The organism is Blastococcus sp. TF02A-30 (assembly GCF_003319185.1).
Classification (GTDB): Bacteria; Actinomycetota; Actinomycetes; order Mycobacteriales; family Geodermatophilaceae; genus Blastococcus.
This window is the reverse complement of record NZ_QOHJ01000004.1, coordinates 57,819-74,842: the sequence shown is the minus strand read 5'-3', so window position 1 is coordinate 74,842 and position 17,024 is coordinate 57,819. Positions and strand designations below refer to the sequence as shown.

The window sequence follows — 17,024 nt, the reverse complement described above, 5'->3', positions numbered from 1 at the left end:
GGGCGGGAACCCACCCCACCAGGAGGAACCATGACGGAGTCCCGTCCCGACACCGACGAGCACCGCGAGCCCGGCGGCACCCCCTCCCCCGGTCCCGGCAACCTGACCGACCGGCCGCTCACCCCCGGAACGGACGACGACGGTTCGGCGACGGCGGTGCCCGGCGCCTACCAGGCCGACGAGGCGGAGCAGGAGCGCGGCAAGGCGGTCAAGCCGGGCAATTGAGCGTCAGCGCCCGGCGGCGGCCACCCGGAGACCGAGGACGACCAGCACCGTTCCGCTCACGGCCTCCAGCCGCCGCCGGACGCGGGGCCGGCGGAACCACGTGCCCGCCCGGGCCACGGCGGCCGCCAGCGCGAGGTAGAGCGCCGTCTCCACGGCCACCTGCAGCAGGGCGAGCGCGGCCGTCGTGGCGAAGACCGGCCCGTCCACCGGCACGAACTGCGGGTAGAAGGCCAGCATGAAGATCGCCGCCTTCGGGTTGGCCAGCTGCACGAGCACGCCCTCGCCGAACGCCGTCCACCAGCGCCGCCGCGACGGGGTGGCCGGCTCGGGGTCGAGGGACCCGCCGCTCCCCCGCTGCCGCCAGGCGGCCCGCCAGGCGCGGACGCCGAGGACGATCAGCACTGCGGCGCCCACCACCCGCAGCAGGAGGAAGCCGGCCTCCGACGCCGCGACAAGCGCCACACCCGCGGCCGCCGCCAGCGCCCACAGGTAGAGCCCCAGCTCCAGCCCGAGCACGGTGGGCACGGCGCCGCGGAAGCCGCGCAGCGCCGCTCGTCGCAGGATGAGGGCCATCGCCGGACCCGGCGACGCGGAGATCAGCAGCACGGCGAGCAGGAAAGCCGGCAGGGTCGCGAGCAGGTCCACGCCTGGATCGTCGCAGCGGGCGGGCCGGCCCGTCCACGCGGTTGCCGGCCCGGCCTCCGGCCGGTTGCCAGGGGGGTGCGGTTGACTGCTGCGTCGTGGACGGCGGCCTCGGGGGGTTCTGGGACCGCGTCACCGCCACCGCCCCTCCCCCGCCGCTCGAGCTGCTGCTGGGCTCCGCCGCGGCCGCCGCGCTGCTGGTGCTCTCCCCCGTCCTGTGGCGGCTGACCCGGCACGTGGTGACGATCGCGCACGAGGGCGCGCACGGTGTGGTCGCGCTGCTGGTCGGACGGCGGCTGTCCGGCATCCGGCTGCACTCCGACACCTCGGGGCTCACGGTGTCGGCCGGCCGCCCCACCGGGCCCGGCATGGTGCTCACCTGCGCGGCCGGCTACACCGGCCCCGGTCTGATCGGGCTGGGGGCCGCGGCGCTGCTCGCCTCCGGCCACGCGGTCGGCCTGCTCTGGGCGCTGCTGGTCCTGCTCGCGCTGCTGCTGGTGCAGATCCGCAACTGGTACGGGCTGTGGTCGGTGCTGGTCACCGGAGCCGTGGTCTTCGCGGCAACCTGGTGGCTGCCGCCGGACGGGCAGACCGCGTTCGCGGCGCTGGCCACCTGGTTCCTGCTGCTCGCCGCGCCGCGCACCGTGCTGGAGCTGCACACCGCCCGCCGCCGTCGGCGCGCCCCCGACTCCGACGCCGACCAGCTGGCCCGCCTCACCCGCATCCCGGGGCTGGTCTGGGTGGGCGTGTTCCTCGTCGTCGACGTCGGCGCCCTGCTCCTCGGCGCGCGGTGGCTGCTGACCTGACAGCGGCCGCCTTCAGTGGCGGTCGTCGGCCGAGGGGTGCGCGGCGGGCGGCGTGCCGGGTCGGGTGCGGCGGCGCGGTTGGCAGCCCGGGGGCTGGTGCACCGGGTCGACCTTCGGCGGCTCCGGGATGTCGAGCACCAGGTCGGCGTGGTCGACGGTGACCTCCCGGCCGTGGTGGCGGATCTCCAGCGGATCGCCGTCGACCAGCCGGTAGGTGGCCGTGTCCGGCGTGACGGTGACGGTGAGCTTGCGGCCCCGGTAGACCACGCGGAAGCGCAGCCGGGTGATCCGCTCGGGCAGCCGCGGGGCGAAGGTGAGCTCGCCGTTGTGGTCGCGCAGCCCGCCGAAGCCGGCGACGGCGACGGTCCACCCGCCGGCCAGCGACGCGATGTGCAGCCCGTGCCCGGAGTTCTCGTGCAGGTTCTGCAGGTCGGTCAGCGCCGCCTCGGCCCAGTAGTCGTAGGCCAGCTGCAGGTGGCCGGTCTCCGCCGCCACCACGGCCTGCTGCGACGCCGACAGCGAGGAGTCGCGGGTGGTCCGGGCCTCGTAGTAGGCGAAGTTCGCGATCTTCTCCTCGAGGGTGAAGGCGTCCCCGCGCAGGTGCAGCGCCATGACCAGGTCGGCCTGCTTGACCACCTGCTTCCGGTAGATCTCGAAGTAGGGGTAGTGCAGCAGCAGCGGGTAGTGGTCGGCCGGCGTGCTCGCGAAGTCCCACTCCTCGTGGTGGGTGAACCCGTCGGACTGCATGTGCACCCCGCGCTGGGTGTCGTACGGCACCGCCATGAGCGCGGCCGCGCGCAGCCAGGTCTCCACCTCCTCCGGCTCCACGGCCAGCCGGCCGGCGACCTCGGGCTGGCGGCGCACCGCGGCGGCCGCCTCGCGCAGGTTCCGCTGCGCCATGAGGTTCGTGTAGACGTTGTTGTCGACGACGGCGGTGTACTCGTCCGGGCCGGTGACGCCGTCGATCCGGAAGCCGTGCTCGGCGTCGAAGTGGCCGAGCGAGGCCCACAGCCGGGCGGTCTCGATCAGCAGCTCGGCGCCGAAGTCGCGGTCGAAGTCCTCGTCCAGCGTGGCGTTGTGGTAGCGGACGACGGCGTCGGCGATGTCGGCGTTGATGTGGAAGGCGGCCGTGCCCGCGGGCCAGTAACCCGAGGTCTCCTCGCCGCGGATGGTGCGCCACGGGAACGCGGCACCGCGGCGGCCCAGCACCCGGGCCCGCTCGCGAGCCAGCTCCAGGGTCGAGTGCCGCCAGCGCAGCGCGTCGCGGACGGCGTGCGGCGCGGTGTAGGTGAGCACCGGGAGCACGTAGGTCTCGGTGTCCCAGAAGGTGTGCCCGTCGTAGCCCGGGCCGGTGAGCCCCTTGGCGGGGATGGCCTGCCGCTCGCCGCGGAGCCCGGCCTGCAGGACGTGGAACATGCCCACCCGCACGGCCTGCTGCAGCTCGCCGTCGCCCTCGATCTCGACGTCGGCCTCGTCCCAGTGCTGGTCCAGCAGCTCCCGCTGCTCGCGCAGCAGCCGGTCGAACCCGGCGAGCTTCGCGGTGGCGAGCGCCGCCTCGACCTGGTCGCGCAGGGCGGCGCCGGAGCGGCGGGAGGACCAGCCGTAGGCCAGGAACTTGACCAGCTTGAGCGAGCCCCCGGGCGGGATCCGCGCCGCGAGGGTGTAGCGGGCCAGGTCGCCGTTGGCCTCGATGTCCTCGGTGCTCGAGTCGGGGATCTGGACGACGTGGTCCATGCCGGCGGCCAGCCGCAGCCGGCTGCGCTTGGTGTGGTGCACCAGCACCGCCCGGCGGCCCCGGCCCACGGAGAACTCCGCCTGCAGGGGGCGGCTCAACGACGCCGCCGCCCGCGGGTCCTCGCTCTCGGTGCCGTGCATCTCGTTGGCCAGCAGGTCCGACTGCAGCGCGACGTAGAGGTCACCGAGGTCGTCGATGACCTCCACCTGGTACTCGACGGCGGCGATCGACCGCCGGGTGAGCGAGACCAGCCGGGTGCTGGTCACCCGCACGCAGCGGCCACCGGGCGAGCGCCACTCGGTCGTGCGGCGCAGCACCCCCGCGCGCAGGTCCAGCGTGCGCCGGTGCTCGAGCACCTCGCCGTAGTTCAGGTCCAGCGGCGAGTCCTTCACCAGCAGCCGGATCAGCTTGCCGTCGGTGACGTTGACGACCGTCTGGCCCTGCTCGGGATAGCCGTAGCCGGCCTCGGCGTACGGCAGCGGCCGCTCCTCGAAGAAGCCGTTGAGGTAGGTCCCGGGGACGACGACCGGCTCGCCCTCGTCGAAGGACCCGCGCATCCCGATGTGCCCGTTGGCCAGCGCGAACACCGACTCGTGCACGCCGAGCGAGCCGTGGTCGAGGCCCACCTCGGTGAGCGACCACGGCTCGATCGGGAAGGTGGCCCGCCCCTCGGTCACGGCTGCTCCCCCAGCAGCAGCTCCAGGTCGTCGACGACGACGTCGGCGCCGGCCTCGGCCAGGGCGTCGGACTGGTCGACGCGGTCGACCCCGACCACGTACCCGAAACCGCCGGCCCGCCCGGCCGCGACGCCGGCGAGGGCGTCCTCGAAGACCACTGCCTCCGACGGCGCGACGCCCAGCGCCCGCGCGCCGGCCAGGAAGGTGTCCGGCTCGGGCTTGCCGCGCAGCCCCTCGCGCGCGGCGACGACGCCGTCGACCCTGGTGTCGATCAGGTCGGCGAAACCGGCGGCGGCGATCACCTGCTCCCCGTTCGCCGAGGCGGTGACGACGGCGGTGGCCAGGCCGGCCGCCTTCACGGCGCGCAGGTAGCGCACCGATCCCGGGTACACCTCCACGCCGTGCTCCTCGAGCTCGCGCAGGACCAGCTCGTTCTTGCGGCCGGCGATGCCCTGCACCGTCGCCGCGTCCGGGGGATCACCCGGCTCTCCCTCCGGCAGCTCGATCCCCCGGCTGGCGAGGAAACCGCGGACCCCGTCGGCCCGCGGTCTGCCGTCGACGAACCGGTTGTAGTCGTCCTGGCTGAACGGCGGCGCGGCCGGATCGGTGGCCTGCAGGTACTCGTCGAAGGTCCGCTTCCACGCCGCGAAGTGGACCGTCGCGGTGCGCGTCAGCACGCCGTCGAGGTCGAACAGGCAGGCGCGGACGGTGTCGGGCAGACCGAGGCCGGGACGGGGCACGGTGCGACGCTACCGGCGTCCCGCGCCGCGCACGTGTCGAACGCGGGGCGCCCTCGTCACGGCACCGGCCGGCGCGCGAACGGCGACGTGCCTGCCTAGGGTCGCGGGGGGGACGGCACCGACCGTCCCCCGCCCCACCAGGCAGGACGCCGCGAACCCCGAGGAGCGCACCGATGGCCGACCGGCCCACCCCGCCGAACCCGTACGACTTCCTGCCGCAGGTGCCCTCCTTCACGGTGACCAGCACCGACTGCGCCGACGGCCGGCCGCTGGCCACGCCGCACGTCAGCGGCGTGATGGGCGCCGGTGGCGAGGACCGCTCGCCGCAGCTGTCGTGGTCGGGGTTCCCGGAGGGCACCCGCAGCTTCGCCGTCACCGTCTACGACCCCGACGCCCCGACGGCCAGCGGGTTCTGGCACTGGGCGGTCGCCAACATCCCTGCGTCGGTCACCGAGCTGCCGAGCGGGGCGGGCGACAAGGACACGCCCCGGCTGCCCGACGGCGCGCTGCAGCTGCGCAACGACGGCGGCTTCGCCGGCTACGTCGGTGCCGCTCCCCCGTCGGGTCACGGCACGCACCGGTACTTCGTCGTGGTGCACGCGGTGGACACCGAGCGGCTCGACGTCGACGCCGACACCACCCCGGCCGTGCTCGGGTTCAACCTGTTCTTCCACACGCTGGCCCGCGCGACGATGGTCGTCACCTACGAAGAGGAGTGATCCCGGCGCCCGCGGTCCCGGGCGCGCCGTCCGCTGCATGAACCGTGAAGCAGTGGGCGGCCGCAGGCGCACCCTGGAGGGGTGCTCCCGGTCACGGCCGGCCGGCGGGCCGTCGTGCGGCTTTTGGTGTCGCTCCTGACGGTGCTGCTGGCGGAGACGCTGCAGCTCGGGCCGCGCCGCCCGGGCGACGACGGCCTCCGTCACCCCGGCCCGGAAGCCGCCGCGGCGCAGGTGGCGGCGGCCGCGCGGGCCGGCGTACCGGGCGGGACCACGGCGGTCGCGACGGCCAGCACGGACGAGGGGGTCGTGCGCCTGGCCCTCTCCCCCGACGGGGACCGGCCCTTCCCGACCGCCTCGCTGGTCAAGCTGTTCGTCGCCGAGGACGTGCTGCACCGCGCCCGGGTGGCCGGGGTGCCGGTGCCGCCCGAGGACTCCGCCCTGCTGGCCGACATGGTCCGCCGGTCCGACGACGCCGCTGCCTCGCGCCTCTGGGTCCGCCACGGCGGCGGGCGCATGGTCTCCGACGTGGCGGACCGCTACGGGTTGACCGGCACCGCTCCCCCGGCTGTCCCGGGCCGGTGGGGGCAGAGCACCACCACCGCCCGGGACGTCGCGGTCTTCCTCGCCCGCCTGCCGGCGGTCGCCCACCCCGACGACGCCGCGTCGCTGCTCGGCTGGCTGCGCGGGACGACGGCCACCGCCGCCGACGGGTTCGACCAGCGCTACGGCGTCCTCGCCGCGCCGGGGCCCGCCGCCAAGCAGGGGTGGATGTGCTGCGTGGACGGCCGGCGGCACCTGCACTCGGCGGGCGTGCGGGAGGGCGAGGTGGTCGTCCTGCTCAGCGAGCTGCCCGCCGGGACCGGGTGGGCCGCGGCGCGGGCGGGACTGGACGCGGTGGCCGCGGCGCTGCCGGCCCCGCCGGACCCCCGGTGCTGACCGCGCTCAGGCCGCCGGGCGCTCGGCCACCGCGGTGGTGGCCAGGCGGGCGAAGCCGATCCGCTCGTACACCCGCGCGACGTCGTCGTCCCCGGCGACCAGGAACACCAGGTCGGCGCTCTCCCGGGCGTGCGCGGCCAGGGCCGAGGTGATTCCCGCGCCCAGGCCGCGGCCCCGCAGCCGGGGCAGGGTGGCCACGCCGACGATCTCGCTGACCTCGGTCCCGTCGATGTCGACCGGCTGGTGGGAGCCGACCGCGACCGGCCGGCCCTGCTCCATGGCCACCATCATCACGGTGCGCCCGGCGGCGATCCGCTCCCGCAGCACGGCGGTGCGCGCCCGCCCCTCGGGCGAGAGGTCCGGGGGCGTCGCCCGCACGTCGGCCCGCCCGCCCGGGTGGGCGAACGCGGTGACGGCGACCTGCTGGTAGTGCGGGAGCTCGGGGTCGTCGGCGCCGACGACGTAGAGCCGCACCCCTGCGGGCAGCAGCACCTCGACCGGGTCGTCGGCGACCAGCAGCGGCAGCTCCTCGACGGGGAGCCCGGCGGCACGCGCCACGGCGGCGATCTCCGGTGAGCACTCCGGGATCCACTCCAGCGCCTCGGGCAGCCCGGCCGAGCGCTGCAGCTCCAGGGCGGCCCGGACGTCGGCCGCGGTGACCCGTCCGGCATCGCGCCGCGGCCGGGCCGGGTAGGGCCAGGCAGGATCGGCGACCGGGACGTCGAGCGCGCCCACCTGCTCCACGCGGGCGTCCGGCAGCGGCGCGGCGGCGAAGTAGCGCTCGATGCACTCGAGCAGCCCCGGGCGGGTCGGCACACGCGCACCCTAGACCCGCGCGGACCGCCTCCCCGCCCCCGGCGGTGCGCCGGCCCTCCTCCCCACCCGCCCGGGTGACCCGCGCGAACGACCCCGGGGACCCGGACGGCACGATGGGGGCGTGACGGCAGGCACCCGCGGCTCCATCTCGCCCTACGCGTCGTTCGACCGCGGCTCGTGGCGGGCGCTGGCGGCCGGCTCGCGGCTGCCCCTGGACGAGGCGGAGCTCTCCGAGCTGGCCTCGCTCGGTGACCGCATCGACCTCGACGAGGTGGCCACCGTCTACCTGCCGCTGGCCCGGCTGCTCGGCCTGCACGTCGCGTCCAGCCGCCGGCTGTGGGCCGCCCAGAGCGAGTTCCTCGGCGACTCGACCGCGAAGGTGCCCTACGTCATCGCCGTCGCGGGGAGCGTCGCCGTCGGCAAGAGCACCACCGCCCGGCTGCTGCAGACGCTGCTGGCCGCCTCCCCCGGCAGCCCGCGGGTCGACCTGGTGACCACCGACGGGTTCCTGCTGCCCAACGCGGTCCTGGAGGAGCGCGGCCTGCTCGGCCGCAAGGGCTTCCCGGAGAGCTACGACCGCCGCGCCCTGCTGCGCTTCCTCGCCGACGTGAAGTCCGGTCGCGAGGAGGTCGCCGCCCCCGTCTACGACCACCAGTCCTACGACATCGTCCCGGGGCAGCGGCAGGCGGTCGACCGGCCCGACATCCTCGTGCTCGAGGGGCTCAACGTGCTGCAGGCCGGCCGGCGGGCGGACGGCAGCTCCCCGGAGGTCTTCCTCTCCGACTTCTTCGACTTCTCGGTCTACGTCGACGCGGCCGAGACCGACATCCAGCAGTGGTACGTCGACCGCTTCCTGGCGCTGCGCCGGACCGCGTTCCAGGACACCTCGGCGTACTTCCACCGGTTCGCCGACCTCACCGACGAGCAGGCCCGCGAGACGGCGCTGGGCATCTGGTCGGCGGTGAACGGCCCGAACCTGCGCAGCAACATCGCGCCGACCCGCTCGCGCGCCCGGCTCGTGCTGCAGAAGGCCGCCGACCACTCCGTCCGCCGGGTGCTGCTCAGGAAGCTCTGACCGGTTCCCCGGCCCGGCGCCATGGCAGAACCTCACCACCCCGACGGGGTGACTTGGTGACGCGGATCACCCCGATCCGTCTTCAGCCCGCGCACACTCATTCCGTTCGGTAACCGGACGAGCACGAATCGCAACACCGGCCCCACAGGCCGGCCGACGGACGGAACCACCATGTGCCACCACCCGCAGCCCTGCCCCGACGTGTCCAGCGACGCCCGTGACCTGGCCGCCGTCGTCGCCAGCCACCCCGAGCAGGGCTGGCGCCTGCTGTGCAACGGCGTCGTCCTCTTCGACGACGACGGCGAGCTGCTGCCCGACGGCAGCGCCGTCCCCGACCACCACGAGTGGGTGGCCCCGGAGCTCGCCTCGGCCTGAGGGGGGAACCCGTCCCGCTCACCCCTCGCACGCCCGGGGCGAGCCTCCGGACGGGGCCTCACCCCGCGTCTCGGGCCACCTGCTCCAGGCGCTCGCGGTAGGCGGCCCACCAGGCCGCGTCGACGTCCGGCATGTTGCCGGCGTCGGCCCGCATCCCCGTCGTGCCGTCGACCAGCTCGCGCACGACGTCGGCGTGACCCGCGTGCCGCTGGGTCTCGGCGATGACGTGCACGAGCACCCGGTGCAGGGTGACCTCGCCCTCGTCCTTTCCCTCGCCCCACCACGGCACCGCGCCGGTGGCGTCCAGCGGCAGCTCGGTGATCGTGGCGTCGGCGTGCTGCCACGCCCGCCGGTAGCCCTCGACGACCTGCTCCCGCGACTCCTCCGCGGTCGCCCACATGTCCCAGTTCGGCTCGCTGCCGTCGTCGTCGACCCAGGCCTGCGCCGCGGCCACCGGGCGGCCGAAGGTGGCGCCGAAGTAGCCGAGCTCGACGAAGGTCAGGTGCTTGACCAGGCCGAGCAGGTTCGTGCCGGTCGGCGTCATCGGCCGGCGCACGTCGCGCTCCGGGAGCCCGTCGAGCTTCCAGAGCACCGCGTCACGCGCGGCCTGCAGGTAGCGCCGGAGGTCGGTCTTCGCGTCCGTCGTCGTCACCGGGCCACCATGGCAGGCCGGTACGACAGCCGTCAGCGGCCGGCGGCCACCACGTCGCCGGCCGTCCCGAGGTCGTCCGGCGCCCCACCGGCGCGGCTCGGGGTGGACCCGTTCACCGACGGCGCGTGGTCGCCGAAGTCGTGCTCGGCGAACGCCTCGGGCGGCGGGCAGGCGCAGACCAGGTTGCGGTCGCCGTAGGCCTGGTCGATCCGCCGGACCGGGCTCAGGTAGCTGCGCCCCTGCAGCCCCCGCACCGGGTAGACGGCCGTCGTGCGCTGGTAGGGCCGGCCCCACTCCCCCGCCAGCATGGCCAGGGTGTGCGGGGCGTTGCGCAGCGGGTTGTCGGCGCGGTCGTACTCGCCGGTGGCGACCTTCTCGATCTCACCGCGGATGGTCACCATCGCCTCGACGAAGCGGTCCAGCTCCCCGCGGTCCTCGCTCTCGGTCGGCTCGACCATGAGCGTGCCCGCGACCGGGAAGCTCATCGTCGGCGCGTGGAACCCGAAGTCGATGAGCCGCTTGGCGATGTCGTCGTTGGTGACGCCGGTGGCCTTGGTGAGCGGCCGGATGTCGAGGATGCACTCGTGGGCGACCAGCCCGCCGGCGCCGGTGTAGAGCACCGGGAAGTGCTCGCGCAGCCGGGTGGCCAGGTAGTTCGCCGCGAGGATGGCGTGCTCGGTGGCCGCGAGCAGACCGTCGGGGCCCATCAGCCGCACGTAGGCCCACGAGATCGGCAGGATCCCGGCCGAGCCCCACGGCGCGCCGGAGATCGCCGGGCCGCGACCACCGGTGTCGGCGAGCGGGTGACCGGGCAGGAACGGGACCAGGTGCTCGGCCACGCCGATCGGGCCGACGCCGGGGCCACCGCCGCCGTGCGGGATGCAGAAGGTCTTGTGCAGGTTGAGGTGGCTGACGTCGGAGCCGAAGCGGCCCGGCCGGGCCAGCCCCACCATGGCGTTGAGGTTCGCGCCGTCGACGTACACCTGACCGCCGGCGTCGTGCACCGCGGCGCAGATCTCCTGGACGTCGACCTCGAACACGCCGTGCGTGGACGGGTAGGTCAGCATGATGGCGGCCAGCCGCTCGGCGTGCTGGTCGACCTTCGCCCGCAGGTCGGCGACGTCGACGTTGCCCGCCTCGTCGCAGGCCACGACGACGACCCGCATGCCGGCCATGACGGCGCTGGCGGCGTTGGTGCCGTGCGCCGAGCTCGGGATGAGGCAGACGTCGCGCTGGTCGTCGCCCCGCGAGCGGTGGTAGCCGCGGATCGCCATCAGCCCGGCGAACTCGCCCTGCGACCCGGCGTTGGGCTGCACGCTCACCGCGGCGTACCCGGTGACCTCGGCCAGCCAGGTGCACAGCTCGTCGATCAGCCGGGCGTAGCCGCGGGCCTGCTCGGCGGGCGCGAACGGGTGCAGGTTCGCGAACTCCGGCCAGGTGATCGCCGCCATCTCGGTCGCGGCGTTGAGCTTCATGGTGCACGAGCCCAGCGGGATCATCGTGCGGTCCAGCGCCAGGTCCTTGTCCGACAGCGCGCGCAGGTAGCGCAGCATCGCCGTCTCCGACCGGTGCGCGGAGAAGACCGGGTGGGTCAGGTAGGCGGTGCGCCGGCGCAGCTCGGCCGGCAGCGCGTCCGCGCCGTCGCCGGCCGGCTCACCCGCGGCCACGCCGAACGCCTCGGCGACCGCGCGCAGGATCTCCGGGGTCGTGGTCTCGTCGCACGCCACCGCGACGGTGTCGGCGTCGACCCGGCGCAGGTTGATCCGGCGCTGCGCGGCGGCGGCGAGCACGTCGTCGGCGCGGCCCGGCACCCGCACCTGGAGGGTGTCGAAGTAGGCGGGGTGCGCGAGCTCGAGGCCGCCGTCGGCCAGCCAGTTCGCCAGCGTCTGGGCGCTGCGGTGCACCCGTGCCGCGATCACGGCCAGCCCCTCCGGACCGTGGTAGACCGCGTAGGCGCCGGCCATGACGGCCAGCAGCACCTGGGCGGTGCAGATGTTGCTGGTGGCCTTCTCGCGGCGGATGTGCTGCTCGCGGGTCTGCAGCGCGAGCCGGTAGGCGACGTCGCCGTCGGCGTCCACCGAGACGCCGACCAGCCGGCCGGGCAGCTGGCGGGCCAGGCCCTCGCGCACCGACAGGTAGCCGGCGTGCGGACCGCCGTAGCCGAGCGGCACCCCGAAGCGCTGGGTGGTGCCGCAGGCGACGTCGGCGCCCCACTCCCCCGGTGCCTCCAGCAGCGTGAGGGCCAGCAGGTCGGCGGCGACGACGACCTGCGCGCCGGCCTCGTGCGCGGCGGCGGCCAGGGCGCGGTGGTCGCGGACGGCGCCGCTGGCGCCCGGGAAGGACAGCAGCACGCCGAACGCACCGGCCTCCGGCAGGTCGGTGGGCCAGCCGGCGGACAGGTCGGCGACGTGCAGCCGGATGCCCAGCGGCTCGGCGCGGGTCTCGAGCACGGCCAGGGTCTGCGGCAGCGTGTCGGCGTCCACCACGAAGACGGCGTCCGGCCTGGCCCGGCCGGCCCGGCGGACCAGCGTCATGGCCTCGGCCGCGGCGGTCGCCTCGTCGAGCATCGAGGCGCCGGCGACGTCGAGGCCGGTCAGGTCGGCGACCATCGTCTGGAAGTTGATCAGCGCCTCGAGTCGGCCCTGGCTGATCTCGGGCTGGTACGGGGTGTAGGCGGTGTACCAGGCCGGGTTCTCGAGCACCATCCGCTGGATGACCGGCGGGGTGATCGTGCCGGAGTAGCCCAGGCCGATCATGGAGGTGAAGACCTCGTTGTCGGCGGCCCGCTCGCGCAGCTCGGCGAGGACCGCGGCCTCGTCGGCGGCGGCCGGCAGGCGCAGCGGGCTGCGGTCGCGGACGCCTTCCGGGACGGCGGCGTCGGCCAGCGCCGCGAGGGAGTCGAACCCGACCGCCTCGAGCATCGCGGCGGTGTCAGCCGGACGGGGGCCGATGTGCCGGCCGGCGAACGAGCCGGCGGGCTGGAGGTCGGACAGCGACGGCAGCCCGTCGGTCAGCGGGACGGCGGACTCGGAGGCGCGCTCGATCACTGCTGGGACGGTACCAGCGGGCCCCGCCGGGCCTGGTGCCCCTGGGACGGGCGTGACCGGTCGTCAGGCGCTGGCGATCCGGCGGCGGCGGCGCATGGCCAGCTCGTCGTCCGCGGCGTGCGCCGGGGTGCCGTCGAGGCGCTCCGCGGGCAGCTCGGCCAGCTCACCGGAGAGCTCGCGGAGGGCACCGGAGACGGCGATGCCGAAGACACCCTGGCCGCCGGCGAGCAGGTCGACGACCTCCTCGGCCGAGGTGCACTCGTAGACCGTGGCGCCGTCGGAGAACAGCGTGACGTTGGCGAGGTCCTTGATGCCGCGGTTGCGCAGGTGGTCGACGGCCTTGCGGATGTTCTGCAGGGAGACGCCGGTGTCGAGCAGCCGCTTGACGACCTTCAGGACCAGGATGTCGCGGAAGGAGTACAGCCGCTGGGTGCCCGAGCCGGTGGCGGTGCGCACCGACGGGGCCACCAGACCGGTACGGGCCCAGTAGTCCAGCTGGCGGTAGGTGATCCCTGCAGCGGCACAGGCGGTGGGGCCGCGGTAACCGACCAGGTCGGTGTCGACCTCGTCGTACGGCGGCGCGCCCACAGCGGCATCGCTGAAGAGCTGACCCTGGGAGCCGTTGCTCTGGTCGCTCACGTCCAGCGTCCTCCTCCGGTCCCGCTGCGTCACCGCGACGGGTAGACGGCCATACACCCACTGACCTCAGGTGTCACACCGTTGTTGTTCGCCGACCGTAAGCCGGGCCCGGGGGCCGGTCAACTGACAGGGGCGGCGTGTCGCCCCGCTCATCATTTCGGGTCAAGTGCGGCAGCGCTGCTGCCGATGTAACGGGATTGGCCGTCTCAGGCCGGGCCGCCGCCCCCGCTGCCACCGGAGCCGGAGCCCGCGCCGAAGTCCTCCGGGGAGATCTGGTCGAGGAACTCCCGGAACTTCTCGACCTCGTCCTCCTGCTCGTCGGGGATCTCGATGCCCACCTCGTCGAGCAGGTCGTCGGCCCCGTAGATGGGGGCGCCGGTGCGGACGGCGAGCGCGACGGCGTCCGAGGGGCGGGCGCTGACCACCCGCTCGTTGCCGAAGACGAGCTCGGCGATGTAGATGCCGTCGCGCATCTCGGTGATGTTGACCGCCTCGAGCTCGGCCCCGAGGGCGCGGACCACCTCGCGGAGCAGGTCGTGGGTCATCGGCCGGGCCGGCCGGACGCCCTGCTGCTCGAACGCGATCGCGGCGGCCTCCACGGCACCGATCCAGATCGGCAGGTACCGCTCGCCCTGCGTCTCCTTGAGCAGCAGGATCGGCTGGTTGCCGGGCAGCTCGACCCGGACGCCGACGACTCGAAGCTCCTGCACGGTACGGCTCCCTCAGCTGCGGGCCCGGGTGCTGGTCCCCCGGTGCGAGCGGTCGATCGGATCTGGTGGTCGGGCCCCTGGGGCGGCGTGGACGGCGACGTCGTCCACGGTACGCCGGACTCAGGGGCGCAGGAGGTCCCGGAGGCGTGCCTCCAGGAGCGCGGTGTGCAGCTGCGCGGACAACGCAGCCAGCTCGCGGAGCTTCTCGGTGGCGCGGGCCCGCGCCTCCTCGGAGCGGGCCCGCAGGACCGGTGCCACGAGCTGCTCGACCAGGCCGGCCTCGCGCTCCGCGCCGGTCCGGTAGACCCGCAGGTGCCGGGGCTCGATGCCGTGCCGGGCCAGCCCGGCCGCCGCCCGGGCGACCGGCAGGTCGGCCGCCGGGTGCCGGCCCTCGGCGTCGGTGGCCAGCAGCCCGAACTGCACGCAGTCGGCGAGCTGCTCGGGTTCCAAGCCGGCCGCCCGCGCGAACTGCTCCGGCGTCATCGGCGGGGCGTCCGGGGTCCCGTCGGTCCCGGCCGGCGGCGGCGGGACCGTCGAGGAGGCGGCACCCGGGAGCGGCTCGCCGCGGTCGAGGGCGTCCAGGTGGTCCTTGATCACCCGCAGCGGCAGGTACTGGTCGCGCTGGGCGGCCAGCACGTAGCGCAGCCGGCTGACGTCGGCCCGGGAGAACTTGCGGTACCCCGACGGCGTGCGCTGCGGGTGCACCAGGTCCTCGGACTCGAGGTAGCGGATCTTGCTGATCGTGACGTCGGGGAAGTCGTCGCGGAGCACCGCCAGCACCTCGCCGATGGTGAGGCGGGGTGCGTGCTGGTCGCGAGCGTCCCCGAGCGCGTCCTCGCGCCCGGGCACGGCGGTCACGCCCCCTTCTCTCTCCGGAGCGCGCCGCCCGTGCCGGCCGGCGCCGCCCACGTGGGGGAAGCCGGCGCGGCCACTAGCGAGCGGCCGGCTCGCCGGTGCGCGGACCGGTCAGGTAGACCAGGCGGAACTTGCCGATCTGGACCTCGTCGCCACCGGCCAGCGTCGCGACGTCGACCGGCTCCCGGTTGACGTAGGTGCCGTTGAGGCTGCCGACGTCGTGCACCGAGAAGCCGCCGCCCTCGCGGTGGAACTCCACGTGCCGGCGGCTGACCGTCACGTCGTCCAGGAAGATGTCGCTGTCGGGGTGCCGACCGGCGGTGGTGACGTCCTGGTCGAGCAGGAAGCGGCTGCCGGCGTTCGGCCCGCGCTTGACGACCAGCAGCGCCGAACCGGCGGGCAGCGACTCCACGGCCCCCGCGTGCGCGTCGGCAGCCGACTCGGCCAGCTCCGGCTGGTCGCCGGTGTCCTCGCCGCCGACCTTGGGGATCACGCTGGTCGACTCCCCGATCCGCTCGGGGGACAGGGCCGCACCGCACTGCGCGCAGAAGCGACTGCCCTCGGGGTTCTCGTGGCCACATCGAGTGCAGTGCACGTTGCGTCTCCTCCGGTGCGAGGGGCCCCGCCGCGGGCCTGAAAGGCCGCGGGCGGCCGGCGGACGACGGGCCGGACGGCCCGTCGTGGGTCAGCCGCCGCGGGGGCGCGGCGGGCCGTGGGTCATGGAACCAGCGGTCGACCCGAGGGTCAACCGGACGTGCGGGGTGAGGACGGAGGGCGTCCCGGCTGGTCGCCGGTCGTTCCGTGCCTCGACGCGATCATAGTGAGCGACGCGGCGGCCGGCCCTGCGGGCGGGCCCTCACGACGCGTCGACGAGGGCCTGGTAGGCGTCGGCGTCGAGCAGGCCGCCGACCGGGTCGCCGCCCTCGCCGGGCACGGCGATGTCGACCAGCCAGCCGGCTCCGTAGGGGTCGCCGTTGATGGTCTCCGGGGCGTCGGTGAGGGCCTCGTTGACCGCCGCCACCACGCCCGCCACGGGTGCGTAGATGTCCGACACCGACTTGGTGGACTCGACCTCGCCGATGGGCGTGCCGGGGGCGACCTCGTCACCCACCGCGGGCAGCTGCACGAAGACGATGTCCCCCAGCGCGTCCTGCGCGTGGTCGGTGATGCCGACCCGGACGACGGTCGAGGTGCCGTCGGTGCCCTGCACCAGCGCCCACTCGTGCTGATCGGTGTACCGGCGGTCGTCAGGGGTGCTCATGGGGTGGGTCTCCACGTCCTTCGTCAGTCGTCGTCGGGCGCAGCGTATCGGGGCTCCTCGCGGGGGCGCACCGCGTCGACCAGCAGCTCGGCCTCCTGCGTGACGACCACCGACGCCCCGCGCCCGGTGAGCGACTGCACGACTCCCCCGGGGATGTTGAGCGCGGTCTCGATGTTCTGCGGGTCGCCGAGCACGAGGAACTCGTAGGGGGCGGTGATCGGCCGCCCGTCGAGCAGCAGCGCCCCGGGCTGCCCGGTCACCGCGGTGGACAGCCCGACCCGGACGCCGTCGACCTGCATCGTCTCCGCGCCGGCCCCGCGGAGCTCCTGGATCGTGTCGAGCAGGTCGGTCACCCGCATCGTCCCGCCGGCGTCGCGCACGGTGAGGCGCAGCCCCGGGCCCACCGCGGGCAGCGTCCCGGTGAGGACGCCGAGCTCGTCGGCCCGCAACCGGGCCTCCTCCAGCGCGCCGGCCGACCGGCTGTCGGAGCTGGTCAGCTGGCGCAGCGCCGCCCGCTCGTCGGCGATCTGCTCGCGCAGGCGCTGCCCGCGGGAGGTGACCTCCTCCAGGATGCGGACGAGGTCCTCCTCGCGGGCGCCGGCCAGCACCTGGTCGGTGTCGGTGTTGCGCACCTGGACGGCCAGGGCGAAGCCCAGCAGCAGGGTCAGGACGCCGATGAGCGCGCCGGCCCGCGGCCCGCGGCGGCGCCACCAGGGCCGCCGCGGCCGGGCGGGGGGCGGCGGGGCCGCCTCGGCGCCCTCGGGCTCGGGCGTGGTGGTCATGCGCGGAAGACGTGCCGCCGGATCGCGGCCGCGTTGCCGAAGATGCGGATGCCGAGGACGACGACGACGGCGGTGGACAGCTGCGCGCCGACCCCCAGCTGGTCGCCGAGGAAGACGATCAGCGCGGCGACGACGACGTTGGACACGAACGAGATCACGAAGACCTTGGCGTCGAAGATCCGGTCGAGCCGGGCGCGGAACCCGCCGAAGACGGCGTCGAGGGCGGCCACCACCGCGATGGGCAGGTAGGGCTGCAGCCACAGCGGCACGGTGGGGTCGAACAGGAGGCCGAGCAGCACGCCGGCGGCCAGTCCGAGGATGGGGATCACGCG

At 75.0% G+C, this 17,024-nt stretch carries 19 protein-coding genes; 6 read left to right on the top strand and 13 right to left on the bottom strand.

All coding sequences use genetic code 11. From position 1 onward, the window contains the following. Positions 1–30: 30 nt before the first annotated feature. Complete coding sequence (locus tag DQ241_RS09970) at positions 31–225, top strand: hypothetical protein (RefSeq protein WP_113830050.1); 195 nt, start codon at positions 31–33, stop codon at positions 223–225. 3 nt (positions 226–228) lie between these two features. Here the strand turns inward: DQ241_RS09970 and DQ241_RS09965 are convergent, their stop codons facing one another. Beyond that, on the bottom strand, positions 229–870 hold the full coding sequence (locus DQ241_RS09965; RefSeq protein WP_113830049.1) for a LysE family translocator: 642 nt from the start codon (positions 868–870) through the stop codon (positions 229–231). A gap of 95 nt (positions 871–965) precedes the next feature. Here DQ241_RS09965 and DQ241_RS09960 point away from each other — a divergent pair, with 95 nt between their 5' ends. Then, positions 966–1,673: a M50 family metallopeptidase gene (locus DQ241_RS09960; RefSeq protein WP_113830048.1), complete on the top strand. Its 708-nt coding sequence runs from the start codon at positions 966–968 to the stop codon at positions 1,671–1,673. A gap of 12 nt (positions 1,674–1,685) precedes the next feature. On the opposite strand, the gene DQ241_RS09955 is transcribed toward DQ241_RS09960, so the two are convergent. Together DQ241_RS09955 and DQ241_RS09950 are read right to left on the bottom strand one after the other, a co-directional pair. Next, positions 1,686–4,085, bottom strand: a complete 2,400-nt coding sequence (locus tag DQ241_RS09955; RefSeq protein ID WP_113830047.1) for a glycoside hydrolase family 65 protein — start codon at positions 4,083–4,085, stop codon at positions 1,686–1,688. Next, the gene (locus tag DQ241_RS09950) at positions 4,082–4,825 is read right to left on the bottom strand and encodes a beta-phosphoglucomutase family hydrolase (RefSeq protein ID WP_113830046.1); all 744 of its coding nucleotides are present in this window, start codon (positions 4,823–4,825) and stop codon (positions 4,082–4,084) included. The genes DQ241_RS09955 and DQ241_RS09950 overlap by 4 nt, the downstream gene beginning before the upstream one ends. Before the next feature lie 173 nt (positions 4,826–4,998). On the opposite strand from DQ241_RS09950, the gene DQ241_RS09945 reads away from it, so the two are divergent. Then, a complete protein-coding gene (locus DQ241_RS09945) occupies positions 4,999–5,544 on the top strand; it encodes a YbhB/YbcL family Raf kinase inhibitor-like protein (protein WP_113830045.1) in 546 nt (181 codons plus the stop codon). A gap of 81 nt (positions 5,545–5,625) precedes the next feature. Further along, complete coding sequence (locus DQ241_RS09940; protein ID WP_113830044.1) at positions 5,626–6,480, top strand: serine hydrolase; 855 nt, start codon at positions 5,626–5,628, stop codon at positions 6,478–6,480. A gap of 6 nt (positions 6,481–6,486) precedes the next feature. Here the strand turns inward: DQ241_RS09940 and DQ241_RS09935 are convergent, their stop codons facing one another. Beyond that, entirely contained in the window at positions 6,487–7,296 is an 810-nt protein-coding gene (locus tag DQ241_RS09935) for a GNAT family N-acetyltransferase (RefSeq protein ID WP_113830043.1), read from the bottom strand. 121 nt (positions 7,297–7,417) lie between these two features. On the opposite strand from DQ241_RS09935, the gene coaA reads away from it, so the two are divergent. Further along, entirely contained in the window at positions 7,418–8,371 is a 954-nt protein-coding gene (gene coaA / locus DQ241_RS09930; protein WP_113830042.1) for a type I pantothenate kinase, read from the top strand. 171 nt (positions 8,372–8,542) lie between these two features. Next, the gene (locus tag DQ241_RS09925; RefSeq protein WP_113830041.1) at positions 8,543–8,746 is read left to right on the top strand and encodes a DUF5999 family protein; all 204 of its coding nucleotides are present in this window, start codon (positions 8,543–8,545) and stop codon (positions 8,744–8,746) included. Between the two features lie 58 nt (positions 8,747–8,804). Here the strand turns inward: DQ241_RS09925 and DQ241_RS09920 are convergent, their stop codons facing one another. The 9 genes from DQ241_RS09920 to DQ241_RS09880 form a co-directional block, all read right to left on the bottom strand. Further along, a complete protein-coding gene (locus DQ241_RS09920) occupies positions 8,805–9,398 on the bottom strand; it encodes a DinB family protein (protein WP_113830040.1) in 594 nt (197 codons plus the stop codon). A gap of 32 nt (positions 9,399–9,430) precedes the next feature. Continuing rightward, entirely contained in the window at positions 9,431–12,445 is a 3,015-nt protein-coding gene (gene gcvP / locus DQ241_RS09915; protein WP_233492346.1) for an aminomethyl-transferring glycine dehydrogenase, read from the bottom strand. A 63-nt stretch (positions 12,446–12,508) separates the two neighbouring features. After that, entirely contained in the window at positions 12,509–13,033 is a 525-nt protein-coding gene (locus DQ241_RS09910; protein WP_233492383.1) for a MerR family transcriptional regulator, read from the bottom strand. A 257-nt stretch (positions 13,034–13,290) separates the two neighbouring features. After that, positions 13,291–13,794: a bifunctional nuclease family protein gene (locus tag DQ241_RS09905; protein WP_113830038.1), complete on the bottom strand. Its 504-nt coding sequence runs from the start codon at positions 13,792–13,794 to the stop codon at positions 13,291–13,293. Positions 13,795–13,914: 120 nt separating this feature from the next. Beyond that, on the bottom strand, positions 13,915–14,652 hold the full coding sequence (locus DQ241_RS09900) for a MerR family transcriptional regulator (RefSeq protein ID WP_113830037.1): 738 nt from the start codon (positions 14,650–14,652) through the stop codon (positions 13,915–13,917). Positions 14,653–14,725: 73 nt separating this feature from the next. After that, complete coding sequence (locus tag DQ241_RS09895; RefSeq protein WP_113830036.1) at positions 14,726–15,244, bottom strand: FHA domain-containing protein; 519 nt, start codon at positions 15,242–15,244, stop codon at positions 14,726–14,728. A 261-nt stretch (positions 15,245–15,505) separates the two neighbouring features. Further along, positions 15,506–15,910 (bottom strand): glycine cleavage system protein GcvH, encoded by a 405-nt coding sequence (gene gcvH, locus DQ241_RS09890; protein ID WP_113830035.1) that lies wholly within the window; start codon positions 15,908–15,910, stop codon positions 15,506–15,508. A gap of 23 nt (positions 15,911–15,933) precedes the next feature. Further along, positions 15,934–16,692 carry a DUF881 domain-containing protein gene (locus DQ241_RS09885; protein WP_113830034.1) on the bottom strand — a complete coding sequence of 253 codons (759 nt, stop codon included), beginning with the start codon at positions 16,690–16,692 and terminating at the stop codon, positions 15,934–15,936. Then, positions 16,689–17,021: a small basic family protein gene (locus tag DQ241_RS09880; RefSeq protein WP_113830033.1), complete on the bottom strand. Its 333-nt coding sequence runs from the start codon at positions 17,019–17,021 to the stop codon at positions 16,689–16,691. The genes DQ241_RS09885 and DQ241_RS09880 overlap by 4 nt, the downstream gene beginning before the upstream one ends. Positions 17,022–17,024 lie beyond the last annotated feature (3 nt).

Excerpts from the sequence above, each read along its gene's own strand:
- DQ241_RS09970 (WP_113830050.1), top strand. The coding sequence starts at position 31 with ATGACGGAGTCCCGTCCCGACACCGACGAGCACCGCGAGCCCGGCGGC.
- DQ241_RS09945 (WP_113830045.1), top strand. The coding sequence starts at position 4,999 with ATGGCCGACCGGCCCACCCCGCCGAACCCGTACGACTTCCTGCCGCAG.
- DQ241_RS09925 (WP_113830041.1), top strand. The coding sequence starts at position 8,543 with ATGTGCCACCACCCGCAGCCCTGCCCCGACGTGTCCAGCGACGCCCGT.
- gcvH (WP_113830035.1), bottom strand. The coding sequence starts at position 15,910 with ATGAGCACCCCTGACGACCGCCGGTACACCGATCAGCACGAGTGGGCG.
- DQ241_RS09885 (WP_113830034.1), bottom strand. The coding sequence starts at position 16,692 with ATGACCACCACGCCCGAGCCCGAGGGCGCCGAGGCGGCCCCGCCGCCC.